Origin of the sequence: Arsenophonus nasoniae DSM 15247 (genome assembly GCF_000429565.1) — a bacterium.
Lineage (GTDB): Bacteria > Pseudomonadota > Gammaproteobacteria > Enterobacterales > Enterobacteriaceae > Arsenophonus > Arsenophonus nasoniae.
Genome location: NZ_AUCC01000023.1, coordinates 1 through 14805, shown reverse-complemented (window position 1 = coordinate 14805; position 14805 = coordinate 1). Strand labels below are relative to the sequence as shown.

Below are 14805 nucleotides of genomic sequence, written 5' to 3'. Positions count from 1 at the left end.
CACCACACCAGTGATGTTCACTAGAAATAATGGATATATTTGATAAGAAAAGATGATAGCTACTACGTTGATTTTTGACGCTTTTGGCGCTAGACATGATATTTTATTCATGCATCACACGGCCATCCGTATGATATACTATGAATCCTCACTATTGATAGAATAAATACTAAGCTATTTATATCATAACCATTGTATTTACTCAAATAATTATAATAAATTCCAGCTAAAATGCAAAAATCTTACCACTGTAAGGGTAATAAACCTCAGCATATTACCCTACAAATAGATTAAAACTATTCAAACGCATTCCATGAGCGGCCATCTTTGGTGATCATCACATCAGAAGCATCCGGTCCCCATGTACCAGCTTGATAGGGTTTAGGCGGTTCATTATCCTTTGCCCAAGCTTCCATAATAGAATCTACCCATTTCCATGCTTCCTCTACTTCATCTCGACGGACAAACAGTGCTTGGATGCCCCGCATAGCTTCTAGTAATAAGCGTTCATATGCATCAGCCAAGTGGATTTGATTAAATGTTTCAGAAAAACTCAGATCTAATTTTGTCGTCTGTAAATGATGTTTATGCTCAAGCCCCGGCGCTTTATTTAAAATTTCTATATCTATTCCTTCATCAGGCTGTAACCGAATAGTTAATTTATTTTGTGGTAGATCCTGATAAGAATCAGAAAAAATATTTAACGCCGGTTTTTTAAAATAAACCACTACTTCAGAACATTTTGCCGCTAACCGTTTGCCTGTTCTTAAATAAAATGGTACACTCGCCCACCGCCAATCATCTATATCAACCCGAATGGCCACAAAAGTTTCGGTTTTACTTGATGTATTTGCACCTTCCTCTGCAAGATAGCCGGCTACTTTTTTACCTTGAACAGAACCTGATGTATATTGACCTCGTACGGTTTTTTCACGCACATTACTATAATCAATGCGTCGTAATGAACGCAATACTTTAACTTTCTCATCCCGTATACGATCTGCAGTTAATTCCGCAGGCGGTGACATAGCAATCATCGTCAGGATTTGTAATAAATGATTTTGAACCATGTCACGCATCTGCCCAGCCTGATCAAAATAACCCCAACGTCCTTCGATACCAACTTCTTCAGCAACCGTGATCTGGACATGATCAATCGCTCGATAATCCCAATTATTAATAAATAAAGAGTTGGCAAAACGTAATGCTAATAAATTGAGTACTGTTTCTTTACCTAAATAGTGATCAATACGATAAATTTGGCTCTCTTTAAAATACTTAGCAACTTCATTATTTATTTCTTGGGAAGATGCAAGATCGCTGCCTAATGGTTTCTCCATAACAACCCGATTAGGCTTTTTATTAAGGCAGGCATGGCCTAAACCATGACAAACAGCACCAAAAGTCGTTGGTGGCATAGCAAAATAATATATAGCTGGTTTGCTATCGCCTTCAAGATATTTAGCTAATGAATTAAATTTGTTCAAATCCTGAACATCTAAATTAAAAAAATCAAGACGCTCACTTAATTTTTGCCATAAATCAGGCTCAATTTTCTCATTTAAAAAAGTTTTTAACGCTTCTCTAACTTCCTTCATATAGGCGGCAGCATCCCATTCAGCTCGGCCAATACCTATAATACGTGTATCAGGATGGATATAACCCGTTTTTTCCAATTGATAAAGGGAAGGCAATAATTTGCGGCGAGCCAAATCTCCTTTTGCGCCGAAAATAATTAAATTACATGCCTGGACAGCTTTATTAATCGCCATGATAGGGGATTCTCCTTAAACACCAATTTTATAGTGCTGTAATAGCTTCAATCGAGAAAATAAATGTACCTCTTTGACTCGATCAGGTAAACAAAACCACGATATTTTATTTTGCTTAAAAAATAATTCGCAACAAATTTGATTAGTTATATATAATTTTTACGTCTTCATATTTATTAAACTAAAATGCAAAGTAAATTAGACGCCCGTCATATTTTTAATAAAATCCAGTTAATAACTTTCTTTTTTTCATTACTGACCAAACAACGCGTAGTATATTTTGACTCAAGTAACAGGACTCCACTCTTTTGCAATATTAGTAAAACAGGTCGCTTTTTAGTATGAACATATTAGAACAAATAAATAATAGCTTTGAGAATCTCAATAAATCAGAAAAGAAAGTTGCCAATTTAATACTTGTAAACCCGCAAAATGCTATCCATCTTTGTATCGCAGCCCTAGTTAAATTGGCTAATGTGAGCGAAACTACTGTAAACCGTCTTTGTCGTAGAATGGATACTAAAGGTTTTCCTAATTTTAAATTACGATTAACAAAAAGCCTCCCCAATGGGGCATCTTACTTTAGCCGTCTGCTTGATCAAGATGTTACTGTCATTTCCTATAGGCAAAAAGTTTTTCAATCAGCTATCGCTGAATTAGGTATTGTAAAAGATAACCTAAATACCACAAGAATTAATCGTGCTATAGACTTATTAACCCAAATAAAAAAGATCGCTTTCTTTGGTATAGGTTTCCGAGCAGCATATGCCAATATTTACATGCTGATGGTATCACTACTAGCACAATTGACATTAATAGATATGTTAGCAACAGGCTTTATTTTACGTCGAAGGCAAAATTTTAGAGATAACTTAAAGCGCGTAAAAGATATATTACATAATACATATCTTGATAAGCTCTAGTGCTATTTACATTAAGTAAAGCAGATCAATATTAGTAAACTATAAATCTGTTCGTTTTATTACAAAAAATATTCTCTCTATCTAAGGCATTTAAATGATACAACAGCACACTTTAATAAAGGGATTAATTTCATTTCTGTGTAATAACCTATCTACCAACACCAATTTTAATAAGTCAACGGAGTTATAAATGTCGAGACGACTTAGAAGAACGAAAATTGTTACTACTCTCGGTCCCGCGACTGATCGTGATAATAATTTGGAAAAAGTGATTAAAGCCGGCGCAAACGTTGTTCGTCTAAACTTTTCTCATGGCTCAGCGGAAGATCACTTACAACGCGCAACAAAAGTACGTGAACTTGCAAAATCGTTAGTACAGCATGTCGCTATTCTTGGTGATTTACAAGGACCTAAAATTCGCGTTTCAACATTTAAAGAAGGAAAAATTTTTCTTCATATTGGTGATAAATTTACTTTAGATGCCAATTTAGCCAAGGGTGAAGGTAATCAAGAAAAAGTCGGCATTGACTATCAAGGTCTACCCAATGATGTGTCACCAGGCGATATTCTGTTACTTGATGATGGACGAGTTCAATTAAAGGTACTTACGGTAAAAGATCAACAGATTCTAACCGAAGTAACGGTTGGTGGACAACTATCAAATAATAAAGGGATCAACAAACTTGGTGGTGGCCTATCGGCAGAAGCATTAACAGAAAAAGACAAAGCCGATATCTTGACCGCAGCTCAGATTGGTGTCGATTATTTAGCGGTTTCTTTCCCCCGCTGTGCTGAAGACCTAAATTATGCTCGCCGCTTAGCTCGTGAAGCGGGTTGTGATTGTCAAATTGTGGCTAAAATAGAGCGAGCTGAAGCGGTTGCCAGTGATAAAGTTATTGACGAAATTATTTTAGCCTCCGATGTGGTCATGGTTGCTCGAGGCGATCTGGGCGTCGAGATCGGCGATCCGGAATTGGTCGGTGTACAAAAGAAACTGATACGGAGGGCACGCCAGCTAAACCGTATCGCCATCACTGCCACGCAAATGATGGAATCAATGATTACGAATCCGATGCCAACTCGGGCTGAAGTGATGGACGTTGCTAATGCTGTATTGGATGGGACTGACGCGGTTATGTTATCTGCTGAAACAGCGGCGGGCCAATATCCGGCTGAAACTGTTGAAGCTATGGCTAGGGTTTGCCTTGGCGCAGAAAAAATGGCTGACATCAATATTGCTAAACCTGACCTCGATGACCTATTTGACAACATTGAAGAAGCAATTGCTATGTCAGCTATGTACGCAGCCAATCATTTAAAAGGGGTGAAAGCGATTATAGCCATGACAGAATCAGGCCGTACAGCTTGTATGATGTCTCGGATCAGCTCAGGTTTACCCATCTTTTCTATTTCTTATCATGAAAAAACATTAAATCAGTGTGCCCTTTATCGTGGTGTAACACCAATTTATTGTAATAAGGAGACTAACACTATTAATGCCGTTAAAAATGCTATCCAATGCCTGCGGCAAAAAAATTATATTCAACCTGCTGATTTGGTCCTAGTCACACAAGGCGACCAAATGGGTCAGATTGGTAGCACCAATACCTGCCGGATATTAAAAGTCGAATAATTCCATGCTATTAATATATTTAACCCCGTTATATATACGGGGTTTTTATTACCTAAAGCTATAACTATCATTTTCTTTTATTATATTTTTATAATTTAGTCATTATTATTTTTTACCTATGAATTAGAAAAAAGATAATATAAAATAATTAAATATTAAATTAATTAAACTAATAAAATTTAGATTTTAATTGACAAAATAACTGAATTTTTTTACTTTTCTTCTCACTAAAGAAAAAGACTTTCTTTAGCATTTATTTATTAAAGGGATTTTAATATGCACAAAAAAAATAACTTCGCCTATTCCTTATTAGTTCTTAGTCTATTATCAACACCAACATTAGCAACCAATAAAGGAATAAGATATAACGGAATAATAATTGATTCTCTATCAGAAAAAAATAAATCAAATAAACTTATAATATCTAATCAAGGTGAAGTTAATATTGATATTAATGTGCCAGACAATAATGGCGTATCACATAATCAATTTCTACGATTTAATACGAGAAAAGGCATAACCGTGCAGCTTAATAATGATTCAAAGCAAAATAAAAATATGCTTACTCTAGGATCACAATCAGCGAAATTAATTATTAATCAAGTTAACTCCACCGAAAAAACAAATTTACATGGTTTGCTCGAAATAAAAGGATCACCAGCAAAAATTGTTATTGTTAATCCTAATGGCATCAGCTGCAACAATTGCCAATTTAGCAATACAACTGGCGTTGATTTAGTTGCCGGTAAAATGAACTATGCAAATAAAAAAATAAGTTATCAGACAGATAAAGGAAAAATAATCTTTACAGGTTTAGGTATATGGGGGAATGGACGTTCATCAATAGATGAAAAGAGCAAATTTTTATCCAATCTCACGGTATACGCAGGAAATGTTCGTTTTAATAATGGTGCCAAAGTTAATGTCGCTAAGCAATTTTATGTTATTGGTAATGTAAAAACTAAAATTGATGCTTTTAATAATTATAGTAATAGAAGAAGTTTAGGTTTAGCCGGCGAAAAAACAACATTTACACTTGAGAAAAACAGCCAAATTCACGCTAATCAACTAAGAATTTTTACTAGTGAAGGTACATATTTAAATAATAATGGTGCAATTACGGTTGCTGCTAATAAGGAGGATATAGGTGATCTATCAATTAAAGCAGATCATATCGCTAATAAACATATAATTGCAGCTTATGGCACTATTGAGAATAATAAAAATATCATTCCATCTTCAATAAACATTACGACTAAACATTTAATTAATCACCAAGATGCCGGCATTAAAGCATCTGAAGGTATCGTTACGCTTGAAACTTATAAGGGAAAAGGTTATTTTGATATAAATATAAAAAAGGTTTTTCCTAAAATTAATTAGTTGCTTAGCCATAATTTAATTGACTAAAAAAATATTTAATATTTTTTATCAGTAAGCCTTATTTCATCTATAAGGCTACTTTCCTTAATAATAGTTATAAAATTAAAAAAATAAATAGTGACAATATATTATAAATAATCTGTTATTACTATATTAAACACCTTGGTAAAATATTAAGTGGCATTTTTATCAATGAACTAAAACCCATTGATAACAAATTAAATACACTATACATTTAAAAGGATTTAATATGATAATTAAAAAGAATATGTTTATTTATTCTATTTTGACAATTAGTTTACTATCAACAACAGCATTCGCAAACAACGAAAGAATAAATTCATTACAAGATCAAAATAAAGCTAATAAAACTAGAATATATAATTTGCGTGAGAACAATATTGATATTAAAGCACCCGATAATTATGGTGTTTCACATAATAAATATCAGCACTTTAATATTGGAAAAGACTATATAACACACCTTAATAATGATGCGACCAGAAATCAAAATATGATTAATCAGAAAACAGGCCCAGCAAAAATTATTATTAATGAAATCACCCATGACGAAATAACCTATTTAAACGGTCAGTTAAATGTAAAAGGTACTCCAGCCAAGGTCGTTATTATCAATCCTAATGGTATTATCTGCAATGATTGCCAATTTACTAACGCAACTGAAGTCGATCTGGTTGCCGGACGAATGTTTTATATTGAAAAAACTATTAGCTATCATACAAATAAAGGAAAAATAATTTTTACTGGCAAAGGTATCCAGAGCAACGACAATTTTGTCAATCAAAAAAGTAATTTGCTAAGCAAACTATCTGTTTATGCCGGCCAACTACAATTAAAGAATAATGCTAATATTCATGTCGCTGAACAATATTATGCCGTTGGTAATTATAATAATTATTACTATCTTGATTTTGACAACAAGGGAATTATGGCGGGCGAAAAAATAGCAACAAAATTTACTATCGGCAAAGGCAGCCAAATTTATGCTAATAAACTGACTATTTTTAATGGTCAAGGATTAAATTTACATAATCAAGGCTCGATCATAACTCACAATATTATGAGTATAAATGCTGATCATATCGTTAATGAAGGTAACATTATGGCAAATACAGACATAGGTACATCCAGGCTATCAGGTATGTATATTTCCGCTAAGCATCTGGTCAATCATTATAATGGAAATATTAGCGCAACCAGAGGCGAAATCGGTTTTAAACAGACCTATTTGCCATTCGGTTATCAGGATAAAAATATAAAGATAACGAAATTAACATACTAAACCAACAACTATTTAACCGCTTGATAAACTATCAAGCGGTATCTTTATCGATAAAGATCATTACGACAATATGGCTCTATTTCACCGGCTTTGCGTGTTTTTAATAATTTTAATATCCAGGTATATTGCGCTAGATAAGGTTTAACTAAATATTCCAACTCTTCGTTCATACGCCTGGCAATATAGTGATTACTCTGTTGTGCAATATCAGCCATTGGTTCACGAATATAAATATGTAATTGATGAGTTTTATAATCATAAACCGGAAATAATGGCACAATCTCCGCTTGGCATACCTTCTTCAAACGCCCTACTGCCGGTAAGGTTGCCTTATAGGTTGCAAAAAAATCAACAAATTCACTATGTTCTTTACCATGATCTTGATCAGGTAAATAAAATCCCCAATAACCTTGCCTAACACTGGCAATAAACGGTTTGATACCCGCTTCGCGAGAATGTAAACGACCACCAAAATGATGACGGGCTTTATTCCATAAATAATCGGCCACTGGATCCTTTTGATGATGAAACATGGCCGCCATTTTTTGGCCTCGAGCCGCCAATAACATGGCCGGAATATCAACCGCCCAGCCATGTGGTACCATAAAAATAATATTACGTTGTTGTTCTTTCAGTCGTTCAATAATCTGCTCATTATGCCAATGTGTTCGCGCTAAAGTTTTATCTACGCCACGTAAAACTAATTCAGCCAATATAGCAAAAGATTGCGGTGCCACAGCAAACATTTCATCAACATATTTTTCTCTTTGTTGCTCTGTCAATTCAGGAAAACAATAGAGTAAATTAATTTTTGCCCGCCTACGCGAACCTGTTGCTAATCTACCAATTAGCTTACCTATTTTTGCCAGTAATGGATCGCGTAACTTAGTCGGTAAATAAGCTGTAATTGCTAATAGCAACGCACCACCCCACATCCCCCAATATTTGGGATGTAGGTAAATACGATGAAAAGTAGGAATATAACCAAGTTTACTATCTGTATCCTGTTCTTTATTCATTAGTACACTCAAATACAACGTATAAAAATCTAAAGTCTGAGACACATTATAATATTAACCTTATGATTTACATAAAAATAATTACGGCAGTAAATAAAATGCTGTTTCACAACCTAATTAGCTAACAAAAATTTTATTAATTGGTTACCAGTTTCGATTTATTTTCTTTCACGGACGCCAAAAAGAGTTGACGATCTTTCCCTGTTAATCCACCTGAGTGAGGTAAATTAGCTGTTAATGGATTGACTGCGCGTTGATTAAACCATAATTCATAATGAAGATGCGGGCCGGTAGTACGTCCAGTATTACCTGATAATGCAATGCGTTCACCTCTTTTTACTTTCTGACCTGGTTTAACCAATAATTTACGTAGATGCATATAGCGAGTGGTATACTGACGACCATGGCGAATAGCAATAAAATTACCGGCCGCTCCACTATATTTCGCCACAATAACTTCACCATCACCCACCGCTAGTATTGGCGTCCCAACGTGCATAGAAAAATCTACTCCCTGATGAGGAGCAGGACGTCCTGTTACTGGATTTACACGACGCAAACTAAAAGGAGAAGAGACTCTAAAAGTTTTAGCGGTAGGATAACGTAAGAAACCTCGCTCTAAGCCATTAGCTTCACTATCATAATAGCGGCCATTTTCTGCTCGAAAGGCATAGTAATTCTTACCATTAGTTAATAAATGAACACCTAATAAGCGACTTTGTTCACTGTGACCATCAAGCATTTCGCGACTTAGCAAGACCGAAAATTTATCGCCAGATTTTAATTTACGCAAATCAATCTGCCATTGTAGTGCTTTAGACACTTCACGTGCTTCGTTATAAGTTAAGCCTGCATTAACTGCACTAGAGGTAAAATTACCGTTTATTTTACCTTGGATAATTTTATCAGCCCAAACGCCTTGACGAATTTGTTTCTCTTCATTAAAAGTACTGGAGTTACCTTGGCGTATATAGACACGTGTTTCACGCTGCGAAATAATCCATGTTAGTGTCTGTAATTCTCCATCTTTATTCAATTCCCAGCTTAAAGTTTGCCCTATTTGCAAATTACGCAAAGCGCGGTGTTGATTAGAAAGTGCCGCAACATCGCCAGCATCTAAACCATACTGGGTTAAAATACTAGTCAGATTATCACCGTTTGAAACAACATGTTCATCGGGTGTATCAGCGCCTTTTTCATCAGTTACCCCTTCATCGGGTAACTGTTCGCTGCTATCGGTGATAATATCATCAGTATCTGAGCTATCTACCTGGCTGGAATCGGTTTCACTATTATCTTTGTTACCAAGAATTATACCCGATTTTATTGGCGATTCTTGTGAGACATTTTGATCTTTATCATCGGGCTGAATAACAACAGGCCGCCAAATTGCGACAGCCAATGTTGCTATAGTCAATGTGCCTAGCATAATTTTATGCGGTTTAGGCAGATTGCCATATACCTGAACGATAGTCTTCGCCATCTGCTGCACGTATTAAATTCCTTCTAGTTTTTATCCAGGCAGCTCTTAAATTGATTAGATAACGCTGTTAAAAATTCTACATAGCTATCCTTACTTAATCCGATGCCGCTCCCTAATGGATCTAATGTCCCCATTCGTACATCGGTATCTTTTATAACAGCTTTAATCACCGCTGGCCTAAATTGTGGTTCAGCAAAAACACAAACTGCTTTTTTCTGAGCCAACATTGTTCTTATTTGATAGAGTCTTTGGGCGCCAGGCTGAATGATAGGATTAATAGTAAAATAACCTAATGAGTCTAAATGATAACGTTTTTCAAAGTAACTATAAGCATCATGAAAAACAAAATATCGCTTATCTCCAACCGACTGTAACATCTTAGCAATATTTTTATCAGTTTGCGTCAATTTCTCATCGAATTTACGAAGGTTTACGTCCAACTGGTTTTTATACTTAGGATATAAAACCACTAATCGATGGTGGATAATGTTCGCGGCAATACGTGCAATGTCTGGTGACAACCAGATGTGCATATTATACTCACCATGTGAATGATGGTTATGAATTACATTATGATGGTGATCGTGATCATGAGCGCTTTTACTATTTACCGGTGTACCTTCATCACTACTTTTTAATAAGCGTGTTTTAATAGCCGGATCATTGGTTAATGCGATCCGTTTCTGAGTGGGTAACTGTGCTAATGGTTTCTCTAAAAAAGTTTCCATGTCTGATCCCACCCAAATGAAAAGATCAGCGGTCTTAATCTTTTCCAGATCAGAAGGTTTTAAAGAATAATCATGGGGTGAGGCACCGTCAGGCAATAATATTTTTACATCAGTGACACCATTAGTAATAGCTGCGGCAATAAAACCTAACGGACGAATTGAAGTAACAACATCAGCATGAGCAGTAGATAAAAAACTGAATAATAGTCCAGCAAGAATGCGTTTTTTTCCCATAATTTTTTGAACAATTTTTTTTGTTTTGTGTAACATAGGATAGTTTCCATAGACTAATTTTGATATTGTTATATTATAACATTTTAATCATCCTGCAAGAATTATTTATCATGCAAACGCTATTAAGCTTAAAAAATATTGCTGTTAGTTTTGGTCCACACCAAATTGTCGAAAACATCTCCTTTGATTTACATGCTGGAGAAATATTAACCCTCTTAGGGCCAAATGGCGCGGGTAAATCTACGCTAGCTAAAATAATCCTCGGTCTCATTACACCCAGTCAAGGAGAAATCATTTACCAGGAAAAATTACGCATCGGTTATGTACCGCAAAAATTGTCACTGGATATCACAATGCCTTTGACAGTTAAACGTTTTATGACATTAAAACCTGGGGTAAAAGCCACTCATATTATTCCGGCTTTAATACGCGTCGGTGCCGAGCATCTTATCGAACAACAAATGCAAAAATTATCGGGTGGTGAAACCCAACGTGTTCTACTTGCCCGTGCCCTACTTAATCAACCCCAATTAATCGTTTTAGATGAACCTACACAAGGCGTGGATATCAACGGTCAAGTCGCTTTATATAATCTAATTGACGATATTCGCAGCGAATTAAATTGCGCTGTTTTTATGATCTCACATGATCTCCATCTGGTAATGGCAAAAACTGATAAAGTATTCTGTATTAATAAACAAATATGCTGTTCTGGTCGACCTGAGGATGTGGCTTTAGATCCCGAATTTATTGTCATGTTCGGCCATCGTGGAGTAGAACAAATAGGTATCTATCGCCACCATCATCATAATCATCAATGTGATTTAAATAATGACATTGATGATAAATCTACAGGGAGCTGTCATCATGATTGAACTATTACTACCTGGCTGGTTAGCCGGTATGTTGCTGGCCATTGCCGCAGGGCCACTAGGCTCTTTCGTTGTCTGGCGGCGTATGTCATATTTTGGTGACACTCTCGCTCATGCTTCATTACTGGGCATCGCGTTTGGTTTATTACTCAATGTAAATCTGTTTTATGCTGTTATTGCTATCACACTTATTCTGGCAATTTTATTAGCCTGGCTAGAAAAGCGCCCACAACTGGCGATCGATACCCTATTAGGCATAATGGCACATAGTGCCCTATCACTTGGATTGGTAGTCGTTAGTTTAATGGCCAATGTTCGCATGGATTTGATGGCTTATTTATTTGGTGATCTGTTATCGGTAACGACGGAAGATGTTTTTTCAATTGCGATAGGTGTCACTATTGTATGCTCAATTATTGTCTGGCAATGGCGTAATTTACTGTCAATAACGGTTAATCAGGATTTAGCTTTTGTTGATGGGGTAAAAATACAGCAGCTTAAAGTACTATTAATGCTGGTTACTGCCCTTACCATAGGCATTGCCATGAAATTCGTTGGTGCTTTAATTATTACATCATTATTAATTATTCCTGCCGCTACTGGCAGACGATTTGCCAAAACACCAGAGCAAATGGCAGTAGCCGCTATAATAATCGGAATGTTTTCTGTGACGGCTGGATTGGCATTGTCTGCCTATTACGATACACCAGCTGGGCCTTCGGTTGTGATTTGTGCGAGTGTTTTATTTTTATTAAGTTTATTTGTTAAAATAAAAAACTAATCTATTAATGTGTTAAACCAATTTTAACCAACACTTTCTCACTATAAATCAATTAGTGATGACTTATAGTGAGTTTTTGTTTTGCTAACCAAATTAGAACCGGTAACCAACCCCAAGCATCCAGGTTCCAAATTTGATATCTTTTAAATTAGAATGTTCAAAAGATAATTTGCTGTATTCATAAGCAACGTCAAAAGCTATGTTTTTTACCGGATTGATTTGTAGACCAACCCTATAAACTAATTCAGTTTCAGTATCTTTAAAAGTAGAAACTCGTGGTGATTTTGCCTCAATTCTAGCACGCGCTGCACCAATTAAACCATAGATGCTAATATTTTTATTAAAACGATAGCTTGGACCAAAATTCAATGAAGAATAATATATATCTACGTCAGTGAGCTTAATATTATTTAGTTTTAAATAATCTTCTTGGTGGGTATAAGTCAATGAACCTATAAAGCCCCAGTGATTGTCAATTTCGTAACGATATTTAATATTAACACCCTTAGGTTTATCCTTAAATTCTTCATCTTTAAATTGCAAATGACTTTGTGCATAATCCAATGATAGAGTATTTTTTCCTGCAGCATTAGCACTAACAGTAATATTGGTAAAAATGCTGGCAACAACAGCAGAAACTAATATTTTTTTCATTTCTCTTCTATTCCCTGAAGCAATAATTATTTTTATTAAAATAAAATAACACTAACGCAATAATCGACGAATATAGAAAATAATTTGAGTGAGTGATATATAAAATCAAATGATTTTTTGTCAAATTTTATTTATCTAGCCAAAAAAATTATTTTTATAAAATAAATAAGCAAATATTCCCTGACATTTTTAACTGATAATAATATGGAGGCAAATTTTTACTTGCCTCCAACATGATTAACATTGTTGTTGAATCTGATGATATTTAGTTTTAGTAAAAATAACTAAGGTTTCATATTAGCATCTATCACTTGATAAAATGCATTTCCGGTATCGTAAATTGTCCATACACCTAGAATAACTTGATAACCTGTACGATACGGCACATCACAATCAATTGAGACTTCAAATGAAGGCATTTCACCACCATCTGTTCGGCTACAAAATGGTTGCAGATCAAATGAGCTGCGGGCTAAAGGCGCATTAGATGACTTTGAATACAATAAACTATTAATATCAATTACTTATAAAAATATATCTCATTTAATATACGCATTTACACGTAAAAACAAGTGATTTCACTCACTATAAATCAATTACTTACCGCTCATAGTGAGTTCTAATTTTACCAAATTTTGACTGAAATCTAAGTTTAAATTCACCCTCTTTTTTAACTCCCAAATAACCTTAGTCATTCGTTTAACTAAGAATATAAAATACCCATTGACGAAAGAAGAAATCATGCGCTATAGTTTATTTGCATCTGATAAATCAGGTGTCGGGTTTAGCACCCCGTGTTAGTAACCGCGACACATGCACGCCGCGAGCGTGTTTTTTATTGTCGCAAATCTAGCCACAAATTCTATGGTGGGCTGGATGGGGCAGCTGAAAAGCTGGCCGGCGGTTACTCCGGTAGTGCTAACCCTGTTCAGCTCACCACCAATATGAGCTTAGCACCTCTTGGTGGTGGTAAAATCAAGTAACCATCGGAGGTCTTATGACACTTCAATTATCCGCTATTAACCCTAAAGTTACTGTTCATAACGGCAAAGCTATTACCACGTCTCAAGACGTTGCTGATTACTTTGGAAAATTGCATAAACATGTTCTTGCAAAAATAGAATCTCTTGATTGTTCTAGAGAATTTAAGACGGCCAACTTTTCGGCCGTCGTAGTAAAGATTCAAGCTGGTTTCAATAAGCGTGATTCCAAAGCTTACGAAATGACCAAAGACGGTTTTTTATTCTTGGTAATGGGTTTTACAGGAAAGAAAGCAGCACAATTCAAGGAAGCCTACATTGCTGAATTCAACCGCATGGAATCAGAGCTACATTCTGCACCAAAATACCAACCCCAAACAGAAGCTCACGAAAAGTTCAGCAACAAAGATACGCAAAATCTCGCCCGTATCATTGCACTTATGACACAAAACTTTCGTTTCAGAGATGCATGGAATAATGCTATCTGGTATGCATTGAGAGAAGTCACCGGCATTCCCTCACCTTACCCAATGGAAGTCAGACTAGTCCCTTCTATCGCTTCTGAATGTGAGCGTATCTGGCATGTAACGGAAGCGCTTCAAGATGTGATAGCTGATGCAGAAAAAACGGCGATTAAACGAATTATTCGCAAACGTGAAAATGCTGACAAAGTTATCGATGAGATAGAAACTTTGTTATCTCAGACTACACAGGATAACCAGCTAATGCTAAATGGTGCGCTATCAAACTGGCATAAAGCGGAATTGACCCACTTCCTCCAACGCTGCTAATATGATGGGCCTGTGATGGGGCTATTCTTTTTGCGCTTGTTGCTGATTCCAGATTGAATCAACCGGCATCTCTACCCTCACATCTAGCCATGTTGAGGGTGGAATATCACACGGCTCACCATCGACATAATAAGTGGGTTTTCCATCAATAATTTCTTTAATCCGCCAGTTCTGAAAATCTTCTGGTAAATGGGGGTGTTGTCGGTGAAAAGTCTGGATTTCAATATTACCGTCAGATAATACTTTATC

Annotated in this window: 13 protein-coding genes and 1 pseudogene; 7 read left to right on the top strand and 7 right to left on the bottom strand. The window is 35.7% G+C overall.

Annotated features, from left to right (window positions below; translation table 11 throughout):
- Positions 1-296 precede the first annotated feature (296 nt).
- Positions 297-1772 (bottom strand): glucose-6-phosphate dehydrogenase, encoded by a 1476-nt coding sequence (gene zwf, locus G468_RS0107145; RefSeq protein WP_026822547.1) that lies wholly within the window; start codon positions 1770-1772, stop codon positions 297-299.
- A 341-nt stretch (positions 1773-2113) separates the two neighbouring features.
- On the opposite strand from zwf, the gene G468_RS0107140 reads away from it, so the two are divergent.
- The 4 genes from G468_RS0107140 (at position 2114) to G468_RS0107125 (ending at position 7014) form a co-directional block, all read left to right on the top strand.
- The gene (locus tag G468_RS0107140; RefSeq protein ID WP_026822546.1) at positions 2114-2695 is read left to right on the top strand and encodes a MurR/RpiR family transcriptional regulator; all 582 of its coding nucleotides are present in this window, start codon (positions 2114-2116) and stop codon (positions 2693-2695) included.
- Between the two features lie 190 nt (positions 2696-2885).
- Positions 2886-4328, top strand: coding sequence for a pyruvate kinase (gene pyk / locus G468_RS0107135; RefSeq protein ID WP_026822545.1), 1443 nt, complete (start codon positions 2886-2888; stop codon positions 4326-4328).
- 276 nt (positions 4329-4604) lie between these two features.
- On the top strand, positions 4605-5711 hold the full coding sequence (locus tag G468_RS0107130; protein WP_026822544.1) for a two-partner secretion domain-containing protein: 1107 nt from the start codon (positions 4605-4607) through the stop codon (positions 5709-5711).
- Between the two features lie 250 nt (positions 5712-5961).
- Positions 5962-7014, top strand: a complete 1053-nt coding sequence (locus G468_RS0107125; RefSeq protein ID WP_026822543.1) for a two-partner secretion domain-containing protein — start codon at positions 5962-5964, stop codon at positions 7012-7014.
- A gap of 44 nt (positions 7015-7058) precedes the next feature.
- On the opposite strand, the gene lpxM is transcribed toward G468_RS0107125, so the two are convergent.
- The 3 genes from lpxM to znuA all read right to left on the bottom strand — a co-directional run bounded on the left by lpxM (position 7059) and on the right by znuA (position 10514).
- Positions 7059-8033: a lauroyl-Kdo(2)-lipid IV(A) myristoyltransferase gene (gene lpxM, locus G468_RS0107120; protein WP_026822542.1), complete on the bottom strand. Its 975-nt coding sequence runs from the start codon at positions 8031-8033 to the stop codon at positions 7059-7061.
- 136 nt (positions 8034-8169) lie between these two features.
- A complete protein-coding gene (mepM, locus tag G468_RS0107115; RefSeq protein WP_026822541.1) occupies positions 8170-9525 on the bottom strand; it encodes a murein DD-endopeptidase MepM in 1356 nt (451 codons plus the stop codon).
- A 14-nt stretch (positions 9526-9539) separates the two neighbouring features.
- Positions 9540-10514: a zinc ABC transporter substrate-binding protein ZnuA gene (gene znuA / locus G468_RS0107110; RefSeq protein WP_026822540.1), complete on the bottom strand. Its 975-nt coding sequence runs from the start codon at positions 10512-10514 to the stop codon at positions 9540-9542.
- A 74-nt stretch (positions 10515-10588) separates the two neighbouring features.
- Here znuA and znuC point away from each other — a divergent pair, with 74 nt between their 5' ends.
- Positions 10589-11353, top strand: coding sequence for a zinc ABC transporter ATP-binding protein ZnuC (znuC, locus tag G468_RS0107105; RefSeq protein WP_026822539.1), 765 nt, complete (start codon positions 10589-10591; stop codon positions 11351-11353).
- Positions 11346-12131 (top strand): zinc ABC transporter permease subunit ZnuB, encoded by a 786-nt coding sequence (gene znuB, locus G468_RS0107100; protein WP_026822538.1) that lies wholly within the window; start codon positions 11346-11348, stop codon positions 12129-12131. Before znuC ends, znuB begins: the two co-directional genes overlap by 8 nt.
- A 93-nt stretch (positions 12132-12224) precedes the next feature.
- On the opposite strand, the gene G468_RS0107095 is transcribed toward znuB, so the two are convergent.
- Both G468_RS0107095 and G468_RS0107090 read right to left on the bottom strand, forming a co-directional pair.
- Positions 12225-12785 carry an Ail/Lom family outer membrane beta-barrel protein gene (locus G468_RS0107095; protein ID WP_026822537.1) on the bottom strand — a complete coding sequence of 187 codons (561 nt, stop codon included), beginning with the start codon at positions 12783-12785 and terminating at the stop codon, positions 12225-12227.
- Positions 12786-13069: 284 nt separating this feature from the next.
- Positions 13070-13270: pseudogene (locus G468_RS0107090) on the bottom strand (lytic polysaccharide monooxygenase); the annotation flags it as partial.
- A 512-nt stretch (positions 13271-13782) separates the two neighbouring features.
- On the opposite strand from G468_RS0107090, the gene G468_RS0107080 reads away from it, so the two are divergent.
- On the top strand, positions 13783-14556 hold the full coding sequence (locus tag G468_RS0107080) for a Rha family transcriptional regulator (RefSeq protein ID WP_026822534.1): 774 nt from the start codon (positions 13783-13785) through the stop codon (positions 14554-14556).
- Positions 14557-14577: 21 nt separating this feature from the next.
- On the opposite strand, the gene G468_RS24150 is transcribed toward G468_RS0107080, so the two are convergent.
- Positions 14578-14805, bottom strand: a 228-nt coding sequence (locus G468_RS24150) for a phage tail fiber protein (protein ID WP_478209559.1), incomplete at its 5' end; no start/stop codon positions are given.